The sequence below is a fragment of the Nakamurella endophytica genome, assembly GCF_014646215.1.
Taxonomy (GTDB): Bacteria; Actinomycetota; Actinomycetes; order Mycobacteriales; family Nakamurellaceae; genus Nakamurella; species Nakamurella endophytica.
The window spans coordinates 530,133-550,792 of sequence record NZ_BMNA01000004.1 but is presented as its reverse complement, the minus strand read 5'-3'; the positions used below and the strand labels follow the sequence as shown (position 1 = coordinate 550,792).

8 protein-coding genes, 3 tRNA genes and 1 riboswitch are annotated in these 20,660 nt (G+C 75.2%); of the genes, 8 read left to right on the top strand and 3 right to left on the bottom strand.

Annotated elements, in window-relative coordinates:
* Nucleotides 1–186, bottom strand: a complete 186-nt coding sequence (locus IEY37_RS13010) for a CsbD family protein (protein WP_188942079.1) — start codon at nucleotides 184–186, stop codon at nucleotides 1–3.
* 281 nt (nucleotides 187–467) lie between these two features.
* Here IEY37_RS13010 and IEY37_RS13005 point away from each other — a divergent pair, with 281 nt between their 5' ends.
* From IEY37_RS13005 to IEY37_RS12990, 4 genes are all read left to right on the top strand, one after another.
* Nucleotides 468–1,922, top strand: a complete 1,455-nt coding sequence (locus IEY37_RS13005; RefSeq protein WP_229674373.1) for an MFS transporter — start codon at nucleotides 468–470, stop codon at nucleotides 1,920–1,922.
* A gap of 184 nt (nucleotides 1,923–2,106) precedes the next feature.
* Nucleotides 2,107–3,135: a ketopantoate reductase family protein gene (locus IEY37_RS13000; protein ID WP_188942077.1), complete on the top strand. Its 1,029-nt coding sequence runs from the start codon at nucleotides 2,107–2,109 to the stop codon at nucleotides 3,133–3,135.
* A 365-nt stretch (nucleotides 3,136–3,500) separates the two neighbouring features.
* Nucleotides 3,501–4,205: a MarR family winged helix-turn-helix transcriptional regulator gene (locus IEY37_RS22145; protein WP_229674372.1), complete on the top strand. Its 705-nt coding sequence runs from the start codon at nucleotides 3,501–3,503 to the stop codon at nucleotides 4,203–4,205.
* On the top strand, nucleotides 4,205–6,286 hold the full coding sequence (locus tag IEY37_RS12990; RefSeq protein ID WP_188942075.1) for an MDR family MFS transporter: 2,082 nt from the start codon (nucleotides 4,205–4,207) through the stop codon (nucleotides 6,284–6,286). The genes IEY37_RS22145 and IEY37_RS12990 overlap by 1 nt, the downstream gene beginning before the upstream one ends.
* Before the next feature lie 207 nt (nucleotides 6,287–6,493).
* Here IEY37_RS12990 and IEY37_RS12985 read toward each other — a convergent pair whose 3' ends face one another.
* On the bottom strand, nucleotides 6,494–7,984 hold the full coding sequence (locus IEY37_RS12985) for an aminotransferase class V-fold PLP-dependent enzyme (protein WP_188942073.1): 1,491 nt from the start codon (nucleotides 7,982–7,984) through the stop codon (nucleotides 6,494–6,496).
* 30 nt (nucleotides 7,985–8,014) lie between these two features.
* Nucleotides 8,015–8,129: riboswitch (SAM riboswitch) on the bottom strand.
* Nucleotides 8,130–8,347: 218 nt separating this feature from the next.
* Here IEY37_RS12985 and IEY37_RS12980 point away from each other — a divergent pair.
* The 4 genes from IEY37_RS12980 to IEY37_RS12965 all read left to right on the top strand — a co-directional run bounded on the left by IEY37_RS12980 (nucleotide 8,348) and on the right by IEY37_RS12965 (nucleotide 10,052).
* A tRNA-Glu gene (locus IEY37_RS12980) sits at nucleotides 8,348–8,420 on the top strand.
* 62 nt (nucleotides 8,421–8,482) lie between these two features.
* Nucleotides 8,483–8,559, top strand: a tRNA-Asp gene (locus IEY37_RS12975).
* Nucleotides 8,560–8,598: 39 nt separating this feature from the next.
* Nucleotides 8,599–8,675 (top strand) — tRNA-Phe (locus tag IEY37_RS12970).
* A gap of 309 nt (nucleotides 8,676–8,984) precedes the next feature.
* Nucleotides 8,985–10,052, top strand: coding sequence for a methyltransferase domain-containing protein (locus IEY37_RS12965; RefSeq protein WP_188942071.1), 1,068 nt, complete (start codon nucleotides 8,985–8,987; stop codon nucleotides 10,050–10,052).
* A gap of 139 nt (nucleotides 10,053–10,191) precedes the next feature.
* On the opposite strand, the gene IEY37_RS12960 is transcribed toward IEY37_RS12965, so the two are convergent.
* On the bottom strand, nucleotides 10,192–20,475 hold the full coding sequence (locus IEY37_RS12960) for an isopeptide-forming domain-containing fimbrial protein (protein ID WP_188942069.1): 10,284 nt from the start codon (nucleotides 20,473–20,475) through the stop codon (nucleotides 10,192–10,194).
* Between the last annotated feature and the right edge of the window lie 185 nt (nucleotides 20,476–20,660).

Below are 20,660 nucleotides of genomic sequence, written 5' to 3'. Positions count from 1 at the left end.
TCAGCGCCCGAAGACGTCGTTCGCGGCGTCCTTGGCCTTGTCGCCGGCCTGCTTGAGGTTGGCCGACGCCTGGTCGCCTTGGCCCTCGGCCTGCAGGTCAGGATTGTCGGTGGCGCGTCCCGTCGCCTCCTTGGCCTTGCCGGCCAGCTCCTCGGCGCCGTGCTTGATCTTGTCGCCCATGGTCATGTCGGTGTCTCCTCTCGACCTCGGGTCCGCCGGACGGTGGCCCGGCGCACGCCCCGGAGCGGTGGACCGCTCCGCTGCGTTGCCCAGTATCCCGCTCGACGGCGTTCCACGCCCGCCGGACGGGGGACAGGGCGACGCCCGTCCGGCGCTGTCAGCCGCTGTCAGGCGCCTGACAGCAGCTGACGGCGGCGTGTGCGCCGGCTGTCAGCGGCGCGGCGCACGGTGATCGCAGATGTCGGGGCCGGGTGGTCCGCCCCGCCTGATGCGGAAGAGGTACCTCCATGAGCATCGGTGTCGCGATGCGCCCCGACCGGTCGTACACGTCGCTGCGAGCGGCCTGGATCCCGTTGCTGGCGCTGTGCCTGGCGTTCTTCGTCGAGATGGTGGACAACACCCTGCTGAGCATCGCGTTGCCGACGATCGGGCGCGATCTGGGTGGCAGCACCACCGCGCTGCAGTGGGTGACCGGCGCGTACTCGCTGACCTTCGGCGGGCTGCTGTTGACGGCAGGATCGGCGGCGGACCGGCTCGGTCGTCGCCGGGTGCTGCTGATCGGCCTCGCGCTGTTCGGGGTGATCAGTCTCGGGGTGATCTGGGTGGACGGCATCGGCCAGCTGATCCTGCTGCGCGCCGCCCTGGGCGTGTGCGCGGCGATGATGGCCCCGATCACCAACTCGCTGGTGTTCCGGCTGTTCGCCGACCAGTCGCTGCGGATGCGGGCGATGACGGTGATGATCACCGTCGGCATGGCCGGCTTCGTGCTCGGCCCGATCCTCGGCGGCTCCGCGCTGGCGCACGTGCGCTGGGAGTGGCTGCTGGTGGTCAACGCGCCGATCGCCCTGATCGCGTTCCTCGGTGTCCGGTTCGGCGTGCCCGCCGACGACCCGGCCGGGCTCACCCGCGACCGGCTCGACGTGCCCGGGGCGGTGCTCAGCACCGCCACCATCGGGCTCGCCTGCTACACGGCGACCAGCGGCGTCGACAACGGCTGGTCGTCGGCGCTGACCTGGCTGTCGGCGTCGGGTGCGGTGGTGGCACTGGTCGCGTTCCTGTGGCACGAGCGCCGCACGCCGCAGCCGATGCTCGACCTGCGCATCTTCTCCAGCGGCACGGTCCGCGGCTCCGTCATCGCCCAGGTCGGCACCGCCATCGCCATGGCCGGTCTGATGTTCGCGCTGATCCTGCACTTCCAGTACGCCTACGGCTGGAGTCCGGTCCGGGCCGGCCTGGCGAACCTGCCGCTGATCGTGACCATGCTGGCGGCGACGCCGATCTCGGAGTTGCTGGTCAAGCGGTTCGGCCACCGGATGGCCTGCCTGGTCGGCGCGGTGTTCCTGACCGGCTCGCTGGCCGGCCTGGCCTGGGGCGTCGAACACGGGTACCTGGCGATCGCCGTCGCGATGGTCGCCTTCACCGTCGGCCTGCGCACCGTGATGACCACCTGCGCGATCGCCCTGGTCGATGCCATGCCGGAGAACCGCACGTCGCTCGGCACCGCCCTGAACGACGCCGCCCAGGAGGTCGGCACCAGCGTGGGCACCGCCGTCGTCGGCACCCTCGTCGCCACCCTGGTCATCAAGGTGCTGCCCTCCGGCGTCTGGACCAGCAGCCTGGTCGAGAGCTTCTTCCACGGCGAACGGGTCCTGTTCGTGGTGCTCGCCGTCATCGTCGGCGCGGTGGCCGGGTTGGGCGCACTGACCCTCACCGACTCCCGGTCGGTCGAGGAACACGGCTGAGCCGCCGCCGGTCCGCGGCCCGTCCCGCCGGCCCACCGCCGGTGCGGGCGGGCCGGCGGCCGCTCGCTACCCTCGCCGCGGACAGGGCAGGGGACCGGACAGGGCACGGTCGGGCACGGTCGGGCACTGTCGGGCACGGTCGGGCACTGTCGGGCACTGTCGGGCACGGTCGACGGAGGTGATCATGCGGTACGTGGTGCTTGGCGCCGGTGCGGTCGGGTCGACGGTCGGTGGGCGGCTGGCCGAGCAGGGTGCCGACGTCCTGCTGCTGGCCCGCGGCGCGCACGCCCGTGCCGTGTCCGAGCACGGGCTCCGGGTGCGGCTGCCCGGTCGGGAGCTGCACGTCCGGCCCGGGATCGCGGTCGACGCCGGTGCGCTGGACCTGCGCCACGACGACGTGCTGCTGCTCGCCACCAAGAGCCAGGACACCGTCGGGCTGCTCGACGCGGTCGCGGGACTGCCCGTCGCCGGCGCGCCGGACGGGACGGTGGCCGCGGATGCGCTGCCCGTGGTCTGCCTGCAGAACGGCGTCCGGAACGAGCGGGCCGCGCTCCGCCGCTGGGCCACCGTGTACGGCGCCTGCGTCATCCTGCCCTCCGCCATTGAGGCGCCGGGGGTGGTGGTGGCCCCGGGCGCTCCGCTCACCGCGATGTTCGAGATCGGCCCCTACCCGGCCGGCCCGGTGGACGACGACCCGGTGCTGCGACGGATCTGCGCGGACTTCACCGCGGCCGGGCTGGGCGGTTCCGCCCGCGCCGGCGTCATGCCGTGGAAGTACGCCAAGCTGCTGCGGAACCTGGTCAACTCGCTCGACGCGGTGGCGCAGCCGGGCGACGAACCGGAGTCCCGCGCCGCGTTCCGCGAGCTGGTCGGCCTGCTGCGGGCCGAGGCCGAGCAGGTGCTCGACGCGGCCGGCATCCCGTGGGTCCCCGACGCCGAATGGGACGCCCACCGCGGCGGTCAGGTCGAGGTCGACCCGTCCGCCGGGTCCACCGGCGGGTCGTCGTCGCGGCAGAGCCTGGCGCGGGGGACCGGCACCATCGAGGCCGACTACCTCAACGGCGAGATCGTCCTCGAGGCGCGGTTGCACGGTCTCGCCGCCCCGGTGAACCACCTGGTGCGCACGCTGGCCACCGCGGCGTCCCGGGCCGGCACCGGCCCGGGCCGGATGGATCCCCGCGAGCTTCTGCACCGGGCGCGGACCGCGCACTGACGCCTGGCGGGCGGGATCTGCCGTCGGGGGTCCGCTGCGTGTGACCGGAGCGGCCGGTTGCCGGCGCGGGGACCGGACGCCGCCGATGTCGAGCCAGCAGTCGAGGCCTGCGCATCGGCGTCGACCGGAGGACGTGCACCGGCGTCGACCGAGGACGCCGCGGCCGTCCCTTTCCGATGTCCGGACCCGGTCGGCTCGCGTGCCTGCTCGCGACCCGCTGTCGGTGGTCACTGCCAGGCTGCTCCGTGGCCTGGCTCACGGTGCGCGAATTGTGTTTGCAGCAAGCAGGCACCCGGGAGCATGATTGCCGGCGGCAACTAGATGGTCTAAGCAACAAGTTGTGCACTGCACGGAAAGGTGGTCCGGTGACCGCGGTGGACCTCCCGACCGACGCCGCCGGCGCGGCCGGCGGCGGTCGGACTGCCGGGGATGGCGCACCGGACCACGACGCCGCTGCCGTGCAGGACTCGATCGAGATCGCCGAGCGGATGATCGCCGTGCTCCGCGCCCACGGCCGGCTCAAGGCCAGGCTGTCGACCGGCACCGAGGACTTCAACGCCACCGTGCTGCTGGTCAAGCTCTACAAGGAAGGTCCCCGGCGGGCCAGCGAGCTCGCCGCCGACCTGTGCGCCGATCCGTCGACCGTCTCCCGTCAGGTGTCCGGCCTGGTCAAGGCGGGGCTGCTGGAGCGGCGGGCCGATCCCGACGACGGGCGGGCCTCGATCCTGTGGGTCACCAAGGCGGGACGGGCCCAGGCCCTGGAGCACACCCGGCGGCGCGGCGCGGCGCTGACCCCGGTCGTCCAGGGCTGGTCGCCCGATGACCGCGCCACCTTCGTCCGGTTGCTCGACCTGTACGCCGACGGTCTCGAGCAGCACCGCGACCGCATCCTGCACGAGGTCGCTCCGAGCCGCGGGCCCGAGCCCGCCGGCCACGGCACGACCGCCGCCCCGGCAGCGCCGCCGGCCGTCGGCCCGCCCGCGGGGGCCGACCCGGCCGCCGCAGACCCCACCCGTCCGACCCCCGCGCCGACCACCACCGACGACGCAGCCACCGAGAGGGCGCACTGATGTCCAGCACTTCCACCACGGCGCCGCCTGACGCGTCCTCCGGCGTGTCGCTGACCCACGCCCAGATCCGGACGATCCTGTTCGGCCTGATGGCGGGCATGTTCCTGGCCGCCCTGGACCAGACGATCGTGTCCACCTCGATCAGGACCATCGCCGACGACCTGCACGGCCTGGAGATCCAGGCCTGGGTCACCACCGCCTACCTGATCACCTCCACGGTGACCACGCCGCTGTACGGCAAGCTCTCGGACATCTACGGCCGCCGGCCGCTGTTCATCACCGCGATCTCGATCTTCGTGGTGGGCTCGTTCGCCTGCAGCTTCTCGACCTCGATGTACGAGCTGGCGGCCTTCCGCGCCTTCCAGGGGCTCGGCGCCGGCGGCCTGTTCTCGCTGGCGCTGGCCATCCTGGCGGACATCGTGCCGCCGCGGGAGCGGGCCAAGTACCAGGGCTACTTCCTCGCCGTCTTCGGCACCTCGTCGGTGCTCGGCCCGGTCGTCGGCGGCTCGCTCGCCGGTGCTGACACCATCCTGTGGCTCGCCGGCTGGCGCTGGGTGTTCCTGGTCAACGTGCCGATCGGCATCATCGCCCTGGCCGTGGTGATGAAGGTGCTGCACATCCCGCACGTCCGCCGGGACCACCGGATCGACTGGTGGGGCGCCGTGGCGCTGATCGTCGGCCTGGTGCCGCTGCTGATCGTGGCGGAGCAGGGCCAGGAGTGGGGCTGGGGCTCCGCCCGGGTGCTCGGGCTGATCGCGCTGGGCGTCGTGGGCCTGATCGCGTTCGTCCTGGTCGAGATCCGCATGAAGGACGAGGCGCTCATCCCGATGCGGCTGTTCCGGGCGGGCAACTTCTCGCTCGGCATGGGCGCCAACGCCGTGATCGGCATGGTCATGTTCGGCGCCATCCTGGTGCTGCCGCTGTACCTGCAGCTGGTCAAGGGTGCATCCCCGACCAAGGCCGGCCTGCTCCTGCTCCCGCTGACCCTGGGCATCATGTCCGGCTCGGTGGTCTCCGGCCAGCTGACCTCGCGCACCGGCCGCTACAAGATCTTCCCGGTGATCGGCACGGCGCTCCTCGCGGTCATGATGGTCGCTCTGCAGGTGCTCAGTGCGGACACCTCGATCTGGGCGTTGTTCGGCTTCTTCCTGGGCATCGGGTTCGGCCTGGGCCTGTGCATGCAGACCCTGCTCATCGCGGTGCAGAACGTCGTGCCGGCCAAGGACATCGGCGTCGCGACCTCGTCCGCGACGTTCTTCCGCCAGGTCGGCGGCACCGTCGGTGTCGCGGTGTTCATCTCGCTGCTGTTCAACACCCTGGCCGACAAGGCGCCGGCCGCCGTGCAGGCCGCGTCGGGGAACCCTGCGTTCCAGGCGGCGGCGGCCAAGGCCGCCGGCTCGCAGGACCCCGGCGTCATCCGCCAGTACCTGGCCGGGCTCGGTGCGCAGCTGAACGCCGACTCCTCGTTCCTGCAGAAGGTCGACCCGCTCATCGCGCGGCCGTACCAGACCGGCTTCGCCGACTCGACGCACATCGTCTTCCTGGTCGTCGCGATCTGTGCCGCGATCGCCTTCGCGCTGGTGCTGCTGATCAAGGAGACGCCGCTGCGGACGATGTCGGCGCTGCAGGAGCGGCAGATGGAGGAGGCCTCCCTGGAGGCCGAGACGCTGCCGGCCGGGCAGGCCGGCCCGGGCAGCGAACTCAGTGCCGGCGTCGGCGCGCCGACCGGCGCGGAGGCCACCGACCGGGAAGCGGCGGCAGCCGGCTCACCGGTCGCCACGGCGGAACACCCGGCCGCGACGGCCCCGGCGGCGGTCGGCACCGCCACGCCGGTGAAGGACGCGCCGCGGGCCGACGGAACGGCCGCGTCGCCGGCGGGATCGCCGCGGGTCGACGGCAGCGCCGTCGACGGGGGCACCGGCCGGCCGGCCGCGTCGCCGGCGGACGAGGTCGCGCAGCGGGAGGGCGCCCACTCGCTGGCCGTCACCGACGGCCGCAAGGTGAGCGTCCAGGAGCTCCTCGATCGCTTCCGGGCCGACGAGGACCGGCTCAGCCGGACCGACGGAGCCCACCAGCTCTGAGCCCCCCACCGGCTCGGTCCCGTCGCCGGGACGGAGCGCGATGGCCCGGTCACCGGGACGACAGCGGCGCCGACCAGCGGTCGGCGCCGCTGCGCGTTCCGGGACGGGGTGCCGCCCCCGGACGGTCGATTCCCGGTCGGGTGGTGGAACCTGGCTCCGGCGTCCGTCCCGCGTCCGGCGCGGCGGCCGCAGCCCTGTGGCCGGCCGCTACAGCCAGGGCACCAGCGCCGGTACGGGACGGCCGTCCACGGCCGGCGCCGGTCGCCCGTCGACGTCCACGGCCGGCGCCGGTCGCCCGTCGACGTCCACGTACGCCAGCCGCGGCCCGTGCGCGGCGATCGACCGGACGGCCCGCAGCAGCCGGTCCACGTGCTCGGTCGACGTGCCCAGCCCGGCGGACGCCCGGATGGCCTGTCCGACGTCGCCGGGTGTCCCGCAGCCACCGTCGCCGTCGCCGGCCGCGCCGAGCAGCCGGCGCACCAGCGGGTGGGCGCAGAACGCCCCGTCCCGCACGCCGATGCCGTGCTCGGCGGACAGCGCTGCGGCCACCACCGCCGCCGGCTGGCCGGCGACCGTGAACGTCACCACGCCGATCGCGTCCGCCGACGGCCACAGCCGGTGCACGGTGACACCCGGCACGGCGGCCAGGCCGTCCGCGAGCCGGGCCGTCAACGCGGCTTCGACAGCGGTCAGCCGGGAGCGGTCCACGCCGCCGAGCGCGTGGCAGGCGGTGGCCAGCGCCACCGCACCGACGACGTTCGGCGTGCCGCCCTCGTGGCGGGCCGGGACCGGGGCGTAGCGGGTCTCCCGGTCGCCGACCAGCGCGCAGGCGCCGCCGCCCAGCAGGTAGGGCGGAGCGGCCGACAGCCAGTCGGACCGGCCGACCAGCGCGCCGGCGCCGTACGGCGCGTACAACTTGTGACCGGACACGGCCACGTAGTCGACGCCGAGCTCGGCAACGGACAGCGACCGGTGCGGGGCCAGCTGCGCCGCGTCCAGCACCACCCGGGCGCCGCGCGCCCGGGCCACCGCGGCGAGCCTGGCCACCGGCCAGACCTCGCCCGTCACGTTCGACGCGCCCGTCACCACCAGCAGGGCCGGCCCCGGACTCCGCCGCCGGAGGGCCGCCTCGGCGGCGGCCACGGCGTCGTCGGCGTCGGCCGGCGCGGCGAGGCGGACGACGGTCGCGGTCCGCTCCCACGGCAGCAGCGCCGCGTGGTGCTCGGTCTCGAACACGACCACGGTGGTCCGGGGCGGCAGGCAGTGCGCCAGCAGCGCGAAGGCGTCGGTGGTGTTCCGGGTGAACACCACGGCGTCGTCCGGGCGCCCGCCCACGAAGCGGCGGACCGGCTCGCGGGCGCCCTCGTACAGCGACGTGCACAGCCGCGAGTGCCAGCCGGCGCCGCGGTGCACGCTCGCGTACCGGTCCAGCACGGTGTCGACGGCGTCGCGCACCACCCGCAGGGCCGGTGCCGAGGCGGCGTGGTCCAGGTTGGCGTACTCGACGTGCCCACCGGTGGCCAGCGGCACCCGGGCCGCCGCACCGACCACCTCGAGGCCCGGGGCGTGCGGCCGGCCGGGCCCGGGCAGCGCGGCGGCCCGCGACCGGGCGTCCGCCGGCGGCGGGAGGGTGGTTCGGTCGGTCGCCAGCCCGGCGAGATGGATCTGCCAGTCGGGCCGGTGGAGTGCGACGGTCATCGAGCGTCCTGTCCGACAGGGACCTCGACGGGTCCGCGCTTGCCCGGGCGCACCGCGCGCCGGACCAGGTCCTCACCCGGGGCACCCCACCGCGGAGGAGGGTTGCCGGCCAGCAAGCCGGGGCTACGCGCTGGCACTCGTAACCTGGAGGGACCGTAACAGAGCGGCAGCGGTCCGGGGAAGCCGTGCGCGGCGCCACGGACCTCACCCGCCGCGGACTCCACCCGCCCAGGCGTCGCCCGCGGGGGTCGATCGGCGCCACCGGTGGCGGTGCCGGCGCGGTTTTGGACCGCACCTGGGCATCCCGTATGCTCGACTGGCTCCCAACGGACAGCCGTTGAGGGTGGGCCCTTCCAGGACCCAGCCCCCATCGTCTAGCGGCCTAGGACCCCGCCCTTTCACGGCGGTAGCACGGGTTCGAATCCCGTTGGGGGTACGGGCGTCGCCCGTCGGCCTCGGCCGGCCGGACGGCGACCGCAGCACGGCAGCAGTACTCCAGGCCCCGTGGCGCAGTTGGTTAGCGCGCCGCCCTGTCACGGCGGAGGTCGCGGGTTCAAGTCCCGTCGGGGTCGCCACCGGGCCGGGTCCGTTTTCGGACCCGGCCCGAACTGCACGGCCAGGTAGCTCAGTTGGTACGAGCGTTCGCCTGAAAAGTGAAAGGTCGCCGGTTCGATCCCGGCCCTGGCCACCACGCGGTCGTCCGGCCCCTGCCGGACGGGCCGCCGCGTCACGCCCGCACCGGCAACCGGTGACGGGGCGGACGACCTCAGTGCCCGCAGCGCCTTCGGAACCCCATCCAGCCCGCCGCCGTGGCCGCCGGTGCACCGCCGGCTGGAGCCTCCGCGTCGACCGGTCCCGGCTACTGCGGCGACATCCGTCCGATAGCGGCCTCCTCGGACCCGGTGACCACGCGGTGTCCGCTCTGCGACGCTGCGCAGTGGTTCGTCCCGGTTGCCCGGATCCTGTTGACACGGCCGGCCCGGAACCGCAGGCTCTGCCCGTGGCCACGGGCGCAGCGAGGTGGATCCAGGACGTCGCGCGCGAGGGCGAGCGGGCGATCTGGTCGATGACCGCGCTGGCAGTGGCTCTCCGCGACGTCGCCACCCCACCGGTCCGCGCTGCGGCCCACCGGGTGCTGGGGGAGCTGGGCATCGACCTGCGCGCCGACCTCGGACAGCTGGACCGGACGGGCCTGGCCCGGCGGCTCGCCGGGTCGGTCCGCCAGGCCGCACGCCTGCTCGGCGAGAGCACCGGCCGGACCGCGCAGGACTGGGACGGTGCGGTGGCCGGGTACGCCGGCGCAACCCGCGACGTCGCCCGCGTGCTGCTCGACCGGGGCCTGCCCGTCATGCGCGGGCTCGCCGAGTCGCTGTCCGGGCCCGGCGCGAGGGTGCTCGAGGTGGGGGCCGGAGTCGGCGACCTCGCCGCCGAGCTGGTCGCGCGGTGGCCGCGGCTGACGGCGATGTCCGTGGAGTCGGTGCCCCAGGAGTCGGTGCCCCAGGAGTCGGTGTCGCAGCCGCGGCCGGCGCGGGTGCCGGCGGGTGCGGTCGCGGCGTCGCGGGACGGTGCGACGGGTAGTGCTCACGGTGCCGACGGTGTGCACGCTGTCGACGGTGCGCACAGCGCCGACGGTGCTTACAACGCCGACGGTGTCCTCCGTGCCGGCGGTGCGGCGACACCGGCCGCGGGCGCCGCGGGCGACGGTGTGGCGGCGTCCCCGATCGCCGGCCAGGCCTTCGACCTGGTCTGGTTCCGCCCTCCGGCGGGGTCGCGGGAGGCGGTCCGTGCCGCGCTGCAGCGCGCCGCGCGGGTGGTGCGCCCCGGCGGCTGGCTGGCGCTCGGTCACACCGAGCCGGCGCCCGACGCCGGTGACGATCGGGACGACGCCATCTCCGGGTTCAAGGCGGCGGCGTCGGCCGACGCCGTCATCGACCGGGACGAGGCCCACCGGCTGCTGGCCGACGCCGACCTCAGCGATGTCGCGGACCTGCCGGCGGCGGCCGGCGCCCCGGCCGTCACGGTGGGGCGGCGCCGCGCGGCACCGTCACCGCGCCGGCCGCTGGACTGAGCCGGTCGAGCGGTGCAGGCCGGCGGACCGGCCCGCACCGCACGCTCGGCGCCGAGCCAGCGCCGGCCCACCGCCGGATCGGCGCCGGCTCGCCGACTGGTGCCGGCCCGGCGCAAGCTCGATATTGGCTGTTGCCGGCTCAGTGCCGGCGCGGCCGCCGTCGTCCGGTCGCCGTCACCACCAGGCCCACGCCGATCAGCGTCAACGCCAGCAGCAGCTTGGGCCACAGGTCGAAGCCGGTGTTCGGCAGCTCGCCACCGGCCGACGGACTGCCGGTGTCGGTCGGTCCGCCCGGCGGCACGGTGGTCACCGTGGTGACGGTGGTGCCCGGCGCCGGCGTCGTGGTACCCGAGTCGGGCGGTGTCGTGCCGGGCGGTGTGGTGCCGGGCGGTGTCGTGCTGGGTGGGGTGGTGGGCGGCGTGGTCGGCGGTGTCGGCGGCGCAGTCTGCGGGACGGTGTAGGCGGCCCCGGCGACCTGCACGGTGACGCCCGTACCGGACAGCCGCGCCCGGTTGGTCAGCACCGTCCCGGCCGGCGCGGTCACCGCGGTGTCGACGGTCACCGTCGCGTCTGACCCGACCTTGAGCGTGCCGTCGAAGGTGCAGGTCACCGCCTGTCCCGCCGCGGAGCAGGTCCAGCCCGGTCCCGCCTCGGCGCCCCGGTACGTCAGGCCGTCGGGCAGGGTGTCGCCGACCGTGAAGGGCCGGTCGGACACGTTGGGCCCGGCGTTCGTGACGGTCAGGTCCCAGTGCAGCAGGCCCGCCGCGTCCGGCGTCGACGACCGCAGGGTCTTCGCCAGGGCCAGCCCGACCGCCGGGGTGACCGGCGAGGTGAGCGTGGCCGTGTCGTTCGACGGGTTGCGGTCGTCGGCCGGGGAGTCGACCGTCGCGGTGTTGACCACCGTCGGGTAGGCCGTCGGGCCGACGTCGACCGTCACCACCACGGTGAGCGAGTCGTCCACCGCCAGGGCGTCCGGCAGCACGCAGGTGACCGTGCCGCCCAGTTCGCAGAGCGCGTCCGCAGCCGGACCGGTGCCCGCCGCGGCCACCGCGGTCAGCCCGGCCGGCAGCTCGTCGGTCACCACGATCGGCCCCGGATCGGCGGTCGGGCCCCCGTTGGTGACGGTCAGCCGGTACTGCGCCTGCTTGCCGACGGTCAGCCCGCCGGTCAAGGTCTTGGCGAGGGCGAGGTCGGCCACCGCCGGCACGGTCACCGTGTCGGTGGCCGTGTCGTTCTCCGTGACGGGGTCGGCGGTGGTGGCGTCCACCGTGGCCGTGTTGGCGACCTCGGGGTAGGCGTCAGCGGTCACCGCGGCGTGCACGGTGAACACCTGGGCGCTGCCGCTGGACACGGTCACCGGCGACAGGCCGCCCGCCAGGGTGCACCGGAGCTCCTGCCCGGTCGGCGTCGGCGCGTCGACCGTGCAGGTCCACCCGTCGGGCGCGTCGACCGAGGGCGCCGCGGCCGAGCCGGCCGGGGCGTCGAACAGGCCGACCGGCAGCGTGTCGGTGACGACGACCCCGGTCGCCGTCGACGGGCCCAGGTTGGTCACGGTGAGGGTGAAGTCGAGCGGGTTGCCGATCACCACCGCCGCCGGGTCGTGGGTCTTGGTGATGGACAGGTCGGCCTGCGGCCCGACCGGCACCGCCGCGTCCCGCGAGGTGTCGTTCGCGGGCTCCGGGTCGGTGGTCAGCCCGGTGTGCACGGTCGCGGAGTTGACCAGCTCGCCCGTCGTGCCGGCGTCGACCGATGCGACCAGGGTGATCGGCGGGGCGTCCCCGACCGGCAGGTCGGTCGGGTCGTCGGTGCTGCCCCAGGTGCAGGTGACGTCCGGCCCGTCGGCGGTGCAGGTCCAGCCCTGGCCGGTGCCGGAGACGAAGTCGACCCCGTCGGGGAGCGTGTCGGTCACCGTGACCAGGTGGTCCGCGTCGGCCCGGGACACCGACGGGCCGCGGTTGGTGACCTGCAGCGTCCAGGTGAACTGCTGGCCCGGGACGGCCGGCTCGGCCGCCGCATCGTGGCTCTTGACCACGGACAGGTCCGCGGAGGTGCCGAGCGGCACCTGGTCGGTGGCCCAGTGGTCGTCGGTCGACGGGTCCGGGGTGGTCCAGCCGGTGATCTCGACCGCGTTGGTCAGGGTGCCCGCCGCGTCCGGGTCGCCCGGGTCGCCCAGCGCGGCCGGGTCGACCGTGCCGGTGAGGGTCAGCGCGTGGTCGCCGAGCGTCAGCGGCGCCGTGGCGACGCAGCGCACCTGCGCCGGGTCGTTCTCGTCGACGGCGCACGTCCAGTCGTCCGACCGGGACCCGGAGAACGTCACCCCGTCCGGCAAGGTGTCGGTCAGCACGACGGGCGTCGCCGCGCTCGCCGCCGACCACGCCGGGCCGGCGTTCGTGACCGTGATCGTCCAGCTGAACGGCCGGCCGGCGACGGCCGTCTCGCCCGCCGGGTGCGTCTTGGTCACCGACAGGTCGGCGACCTCGTCGATCTCCGCGGTGTCGGTGGCCGTGTCGTTGGCCTCCGTGCCGTCGGGCTGCGGCGTCGCGCCGGGGGCGACGGTGACCGTGTTGGTCAGCGGCGCGGTGACCGACGGCGCGACGGCCACGGTGACGGGGAAGGCGACCGCGGCGGGGGTGTCCGCGGTGTCCACCGCCAGGTCGGCGGCGCGCCGGCAGACCACCTGCTGGGCGTCGTCGTCCGCGACGGCGCAGCGGAAGCCGTTGCCGCCGCCGGAGACCAGGGTGGTGCCGGCCGGCAGGGTGTCGGTGACGGTGATCGGGTGGTCGTCGTCGGCCGCGGACACCGACGGCCCGAGGTCGGCGACGGTGACCGTCCAGGTGAACGGTCGCCCGGCGGCGGCGGTGCCGGTGTGCGTCTTGGTGACCGCCAGGTCCGCCCGGGTCTCGACGGGGACGGAGTCCTCGGCGCCGGTCGGCACGTCCGGGTCCTGCGCCGTGCCGGTCCGCACGTCGGCCCGGTTGGTCAGCGAACCGTCACGGACCGCCGGGTCGACCCGGACCAGCAGGTCCAGCTCCGGTGCGCTGCCGCCGGCGGCGATCCGGGCGTCCGGGCCGTCGAGCGTGCAGGTCAAGGCGGCGCCGGCGGTGCAGGTCCACGGCCCGCTGCTGCTCAGGTAGGTCATGCCGGCGGGCAGCGTGTCCGTGACGGTGACCGGCCCGACCGCGTCCGACGGCCCGCGGTTGGCCGCGGTGAGCCGGAACGTCAGCGTGGTACCGGCCAGCACCGGGTCGGCGTCGGCGTCGTGGGTCTTGGTCAGCGACACCCCGGCCACGGTGTCCACCGTGACCGTGGCCTCGTCGTGCCAGGCCGGGTCGCCGGCCGGGTGCGGGGTGCCCACCGTCAGGTCGGCCCGGTTGACCAGCCGCGTGCCGTCCGGCACCGCCGCCCCGGCCCTGGCCGTGACGGTGATCGCGGACGGGCCGTCGGCGACGGCCAGCGCGTCCCGGGTGCAGGTGCGGGTCGGCACGTCGCAGTCCCAGCCGTCGCCGGACAGGGCGGTCACCGTCAGGCCCGGATCCGGGGTGTCCACGACGGTCAGCCCGCGGGCGGTCGACGGGCCGGCGTCGGTGACCGTCAGCGTGTACGTCGTGTCCCGGCCGGCCACCACCGTCGCGGCAGCGGCGGTCTTGGTGATCGAGACCTCGGCCAGTTCGGCGACCGGGGTGGACCGCTCGACGGCGTCGTTCGAGGGGTCCGGGTCGGTGAGCGGGCCGCTGATGGCGGCGCGGTTCACGACCGGGCCCCGGGTGCCCTCGGCGACCAGCACCGGCACGTCGATCGGCGCCGCGTCCGGGGTGTCGCCCTCGTCGACGGCCACCGGGTCGGGGTGCCGGCACTCGACGGTCCGGTCGGCGGTATCGACCGTGCAGGTCCAGCCGGCCCCGGTGGGCGGTGCGGCCGGGTCGAACGACAGCCCGGCCGGGAGGGTGTCGCGGACGACGGTCGGGCCGGCGGCCACCGACGGCCCGCGGTTGTGGGCCTGCAGCCGGTAGGTCATCGACCGGCCGGCGACGGCGTCGACGGTGATCGTCTTGTCCAGCGCGAGGTCGGCCTCCGCGCTGACCGACGAGTTGTCGGTGTCGGTGTTCGGCGTCGGTCCCGGGTCGGTGGTGGCCGACGCGGCGGTGACCGTGTTCACCAGCGGCTGGGTGGTGTCGTAGCCGGCCGGCACCCGCACCGACACGGTGACCGTGCGGGTCTGCGGGACGCCGTCGACGGGTCCGGGCAGCGAGCCGTCCAGGGCGCAGGTCACCGTGCGCCCGGCGACGGTGCAGGTCCAGCTGCCGGTGGTGGAGGTGTAGCTGCCGGCGTAGGTCAGCGGCGCGGGCAGGGCGTCGGTGAGCGTGACGCCGGTGGCGTCGGACGGGCCGTGGTTGGTCACCGACAGCGCGTACTGCCGCACGGTGCCGGCGACGACCGGGGTGCCGGCCTTGTCGACGAGCACCTTGCCGGCGCCGAGGTCGGCGAGCTGGGCCGGCGTGCCGGTGACGGTCGCGGTGTTCGCGCCGCCGCGGCCGTCGGTGTCCGGGGTGCCGCCGGGCGTCACCGCGGCCTGGTTCACCACGTCGGCGGTGCGGGCCGCCGGGACCGCGACGGTCACCTGCAGCGGGTCGGTGGCGGCGTTGACCTCGAGCGTCGCGGTCCAGGTGCAGGTCAGCACGCGTCCGGCGGGCGGCGCGCAGCTCCAGCCGGTGCCCTCGGCGGAGACGAACGTGGTGCCGGCCGGCAGCGTGTCGGTGACGGTGACCGGGGTGCCGGCCGAGGCGAGCGAGACGGACGGGCCGAGGTTGGTCACCTGCAGCCGGTAGCCGGCGTCGCGCCCGGCGACCAGGGTCCCGGTCGCCTCCTTGGTGATCCGCAGGTCGGCCTGGGTCGCCACGGTCCCGGTCGCGGTGGCCGCGTTGTTGGTGGTGTCCGGGTCGAAGGTCCGGGCGGCGACGGCACCGCCGTTGGTGGCCGTCGAGCCGGACACTGCGTCGGCCGGCACCGAGACGGTGACGGTCACCGCGGGGAACGAGCTTCCCGAGGCCAGCGTCTCGCCGCCGGCGATGCGGCCGCAGGCCACCCGCCGGGTGCCCTGGTCGACGGTGCAGGACCAGCCGGTGCCGGTCGCCGAGAGCACGGTCAGCGCGGCGCCGGTGCCGCCGCCCGGCAGGGTCAGCGTCGCCGGGACGGTGTCGGTGAGGTTGAACGGACCCACCGCGGGATCCGGTCCGCGGTTGCTGGCGGTCAGGGTCCAGCTGCCGGTGCCGCCGGCGGTGAAGGTGCCGGCCGTCTTGACCAGGCGCAGGTCGGCGGCGGCGATGCGGGCGACGGCCGTGCCGGTGCCGGCGGCGTAGTCGGCCGAGCCGTTCGCGGTGGCGCCGGTGGCGTCCGCGACGGTCGCGGTGACCCGGTTGGTGTTCGCCGCGGCGGTGCCGGCCGAGGTCGGCGCGTCGGCGTCGGGCACGGCGTCGAAGGTGACGACGACGCTCTGGCCCGGGGCCAGGCCGGACGTCGTGGGATCGGCGCCCAGCGGCGCCAGGCCGCTCCAGCTCAGCGTGGGACCGTCGGAGCCGGCGGCCGCCGTGACGGAGGGCTCCGTCGCCACCGGCGCGGCCCCGGCGACGACCACCTGGGCCGAGCCGGTGCGGTACGTCCAGTGCTGGGGCAGCACGTCGGTGGCGGTGACGCCGTAGCCGCGGGCGGTGCCGGAGTTGGTCAGGGTGAGGCGCCAGGTGAAGGCGCTGCCGGCGTAGGCCGGCCCGGTGCTGACGGCCTCCTTGGCCGGGACGATCCGCGGGAACTGCGGGGTCACCGTGGTGCTGGCGGTGGTCAGCGGCGTGCTGTGCCGGCCGCCGGCGGACGGCTGGCTGTAGACGTCGGTGACGGTGGCGGTGTTCCGCTGGCCGGCGTCGGTGAGGGTGGCCGACGGGGCGAGCCGCGCCGGGTAGCCGACGCTCACCGCGTTGGCCGACCCGGCCGCCAGCGGACCGGGGATCGTCCAGGTCAGCGTGCCGCCGGAGCCGTTGGCGGCGGTGCCGGTGAGCGTGGTCCCGGCCGGCAGCCCGGTCGGGTCGATGACGACCCCGGCGGGGACGGCGTCGCGGACGGTGACCGAGTACGCGGGACCGACGTTGGTGTCGCCGGCCTGGCCGCCGTTGGCGGCGGTCAGGGTGTACCGGAAGACCTGGCCGGGGTCGGGGGTGGTGTCGTCGACGGTCTTGGCGACCCGGACGACCGGCTCGGTGACCGTCACCCGGACCTTGCCGGCGGCCGGGATGTCGGCGGCGGAGAACGGCGGCAGGCCGCCCCCGGCGGTGGTGTTCCACTCGATGGCCGCGCCGTTGGTCAGGCCGGCGCCGCGGACGGCCGCCGCGGCGTCCGCGACGGGCACGGTGTAGACGAGCGTGAGGGTGCGGGCGGCGGGCTGCGCGGTGAGATCGCCCAGCGACCAGGTGGCGAGCACGGAGCTGCCGTTGGCCGCGGTGGTCGGCGCGTTCTGCGGCACGGTGCAGCTGCCCGGGGTCTGCGTGCAGGTGAGCGAGACGGTGGTCAGCCGGGTGGCGTCCAGGCCGGCCGGCAGCAGGTCACGCAGCACGGCGTTGTACAGGTTCACCTGTGCCGGGACGGTCGTGGTCACCGTGTAGGTCACCGTGCCGCCGACGTTGCTCTGCGTCGGGCTGGCGGTCTTCGTCAGCGCCGGGACGGTGACCCGGACGGTCCTGCCGGAGCTCGCCGTGGAGGTGCGCGCACCGTCCGGCACCGCGTCCGACGGGCCGGTGCGCGGGGTGCCGGGGATCGACACGGCCGACAGCGAGGCGGTGTTGACGTACGACTGGCCGCCGGCCGCGCTGGGGCTGATGACGGCGGTGTAGGAGAGCGAGCCGCTGACGCCGCCCGGCAGGTCGCCGGTGTGCCACCCGACGCGGGTGGTGCCGGCGGCACAGCCGTTGCCGCCGGCGCCCGTGCCGGTTCCGGCGACCGGGTCGTCGGCGGTGCCCCGGGACGGGCTGCCGGCCACGTACCCGGTGACGGTCAGGCCGGCCGGCACGCAGTCGACGACCCAGGTGTCGTAGGCGGTGGGCCGTCCCGCCGTGTTGCCGGCGGTCAGCTGGTAGGTGACGGTCTGGCCGGCCGTGTACGGGCCGGCGCTGACCGTCTTGGCCAGGGTGGGCAGCGGCTCGACGACGGTGGCGGTGGCCGTTCCGTCGACGGAGGTGGCGGTGCCGCCGACCGGCGTCCAGGTCAGCCGGGCGCGGTTGGTCACCGTGCTGCCCTGCGTGCCGGCCGCGGTGGTGAACCGGCCGGCCAGCGACACCAGCACCAGCTGGTCGGTCGCGGTGGTGTTGGTGTACGACGCCGGGAACGTCAGCACCCCGGTCGCGGGGTCGAGCTCGAAGCCGTCCGGCAGCGACTCGGTGGTGGCCGGGTCGGCGGCGTCCGGGGCGAGCGCCGCGGTCGGCGGCACCGCGCCGGTGCGCAGCTCGACACCGGCGGGCAGCACGTCCGACAGGCTCGCCGACCGGACGGTCAGCCCCGCGGGGATGCGCGCGGAGAGCGTGAACGTCAGCAGCTCGCCGATGGCTGCCTGGCCCGCGCCGTTGTTGCCGGTCTCGGCGATCGCGCTGGTGACCGACTTGCCGGCGGCCACCGCGGCGGTGAACACGTCGGAGCTGTCGGCCGCGGCCGGGGCGAGCTGGTCCGCGGCCGGGACGTCGGTGTCGATGTTGCCGGCGGCGTAGTAGGTGGTGCCCGCGGCGCCGTCGTCGGCGTCGCTGACCCAGCTGGACAGGTAGGTGGTGTTCACCGGGTCGAGCGACGGCCCGATCTCGGGCACGGTCACCCGGTAGTCCCAGCGCAGCGTGCCGCCGGCGGCGACCGGCCCGGCGAGCGTGGTGCGCAGCACGGACCGGCCGGTGACCGCGGGGTGCCAGTCGCCCAGGGCGCCGGCGTCCCGGCACTCCAGGCCGGCCTGCGCCTGGACGTCGGCGCAGGTGAACGGCGCGGGCAGCACGTCCCACACGGCGATGTCCGACACCGGCCGGTCGGTGCCCGTCGCGGCGGTGCCGCCGTGCCGGACGTCCACCCGGAAGTCGACCACGGACCCCTGACGGACCTGCCGGTGGTCGGTGTCCGCGGGATTGTCGCCGGCCGGACTGCCGTCGACGGAGGCCACACCCTTGGTCACCGACAGCGGGATGGCCGGGGCGATCGAGAAGTCGACGCGGTCGCGCAGCGAGGTGGCCGCGCCGGCGGAGTTCTCCTGCCGCAGCTTCATCAGGTTGCCGGTGATGTCGACCTTGCCCGGGTCGGCCGGGTCGGTGATCCGGACCGCGATCCGGACGACGAACGTCCGACCGGGGTCGATGAGGCGGACGCCGGCGGCGGTGCGGCCCAGGGTCCAGGTGAGCGTGCCGGACCCGGCTGCGGACTCGTCCAGGGCGACGTCCCCGGCGGGGACGGTGTTGTCCGGTCCCAGCGTCGCGGATCCGGCGACGTAGCTGGTGCCGGCCGGCAGGAAGTCGGTGACCGTGGCGTTGCGGGTCCGGGCGCCGGCGGCGAACTGCACGCGCAGCTCGAAGCAGGCCAGGTCGCCGAGCGCGAACGTGGTGCGGGCGGCGGGCAGTTGCGGGTCGGTCGGGTCGACGTAGCCGCCGGCGGCGCAGGAGTAGTCGGTGGCCGGGGTGACCGGCAGCGGTTCGAGCAGCTTGGCGATCTGCGGGCCGCCGGTGACCAGCGAGGCCGACGAGCTGTCGGTGACGGTGGCCGGGCCGGACTCCGGGCTGCCCTCGACGGGCGTGGTGGTGGCGGTCAGCGAGGCGGTGTTGGCGAAGGTGTCGCCGGAGCTGGTGTCGGTACCGGCGACGGAGCCGCCGGGGTAGGTGACCAGCATCCGCACCGGGTAGGTGACGAGCACGGTGGACTGCGCGGCGAGCGCGGCGATCGGCGTGAACGTCGTGGTGAACGAGCCGGAGGCCTCGTCGTAGGCGACGGACGAGTAGCCGATCGTGCTGCCGTCGTCGATCTGCGGGCCCTGGCCCTCGCCCGCGGTACAGCCCTGGACGCCCGCCAGCACCGGGTGGTCGGCCACCAGGGCTGACCACTGGTCGGCGGTGACGACGGGGCAGACACCGTTGGGCAGCACGTCGGTCAGCACGATGTCGGAGGCGGACGTGTACTCGGAGGTGTCGACCTCGAGCCGGTAGGTGGCCAGGTCGCCCTCGACGAACCGGTCCTGCTTGGCCCAGCCGGTGCCGTCGGTGCGCACGGTCTTGAGGACGCGGACGTCCTTGGCGGTGACGGTCAGGGTGTCGCTGTCCGAGACCGGCGTGCCGGTGGCGCCGGTCGGGTCACCGGTCGTCGCGCCGGTGTAGGTGCCGCTGACCGACGCGGTGTTCGGCACGGCCTGCCCGCCGCCGACCTGCCGGGTCGAGGCTCCGCCGTTGTTGTCCAGGTCGGCCGCCTGGGCGCCGCCGGTGCCCGGCGTCGGGCCGCCGAAGTCGGTGGTCTGCGCCCGCAGCGGCACGGCCGCGGCGTAGCGCAGGGTGTAGGTGGCCTTGGCCGGCAGGTCCGGGATCGTCCAGGTGACCCTGGTCCAGACGCCGGTCAGCGGGGCCGGGTCGGTGACCGTCTCGACGCGGTCCGGCTGCAGGCAGCCGTCCGCCGGCCGGCGACCCTGACCCAGCGTCGGTGCGCCCGGGTACTCGACGTCCGCGGAGTTGTCGACGTCGCCGCAGGCCAGGAACTCCTCGTCGGCGGGCACCAGGTCGACGACCTGGATGCCCGTCGTCGGGTCGACGCCGTTGTTGGTGACCAGCAGCGAGTAGACCGAGACGTCGTCGTGGACGCCGCGCAGCAGCTTGCCCTCCGGGCTGGCGTCGTCGGACTTGGCGATGGTGATGGCGGTGACGGACGTCTCGACCGTGCGGGCCGGGCCGGCGGCGATGGTGGCCCCGTCGACCGGGGCGCCGGCGCTGGTGAACTTGGGCACCAGGCGGGGATCGGTGGACGCCCAGTCCTGGGCGGTGTTGGCGAACGTCGCGCCGACCGGGTACAGGTCGGCGTCCGGCACCGCCTGGTACCGCAGCGTCAGCTCGCCGTTGACCGGGAGGTCGGCGACGTTGGACCAGATCAGGGTCTGCTGGGGCACGGTCCGGCCGCTGTTCGCGGGGAACTCGACCTGCCGGGTCACCACCGTGGGATCACCGGCGTCCGCGGGCACGGTGGAGCCGGCGCGGTAGGTCACGCCCGGCGCCAGCACGTCGCGGAACGAGGTGTTGTACTCCGGCGCCGCCGTGCCGCCCGCGGGGTTGGTCGCGCGCAGCGTGAAGCCGGCGGCCAGCCCGGCCAGGACCGATCCCGGACCGGTCTTGCTCAGCCCGATCGTGGACGGCGATGCGGCCGCCGCGGTCTCCGGCGCCACCGGCGCGACGGTCGCCAGCCCGGCCAGCAGCGCGCCGACCAGGCAGACGGTTCCGATCCGGTGGAGCCGGGGTCGGCCGCCATCCGGCCGGAGGCCGGTGCGGTGCGTACGACGGGCGCGAGCAGTCACGGCATGTCCCCCGACACGGTGTGGGATGGGCACGGCCGTCAACGCATGTCGTGATC

What these genes read in the sequence shown, in the direction of transcription:
- IEY37_RS13010 (WP_188942079.1), bottom strand. Translation starts at nt 186, where the DNA reads ATGACCATGGGCGACAAGATCAAGCACGGCGCCGAGGAGCTGGCCGGC.
- IEY37_RS13000 (WP_188942077.1), top strand. Translation starts at nt 2,107, where the DNA reads ATGCGGTACGTGGTGCTTGGCGCCGGTGCGGTCGGGTCGACGGTCGGT.
- IEY37_RS12990 (WP_188942075.1), top strand. Translation starts at nt 4,205, where the DNA reads ATGTCCAGCACTTCCACCACGGCGCCGCCTGACGCGTCCTCCGGCGTG.
- IEY37_RS12985 (WP_188942073.1), bottom strand. Translation starts at nt 7,984, where the DNA reads ATGACCGTCGCACTCCACCGGCCCGACTGGCAGATCCATCTCGCCGGG.
- IEY37_RS13005 (WP_229674373.1), top strand. Translation starts at nt 468, where the DNA reads ATGAGCATCGGTGTCGCGATGCGCCCCGACCGGTCGTACACGTCGCTG.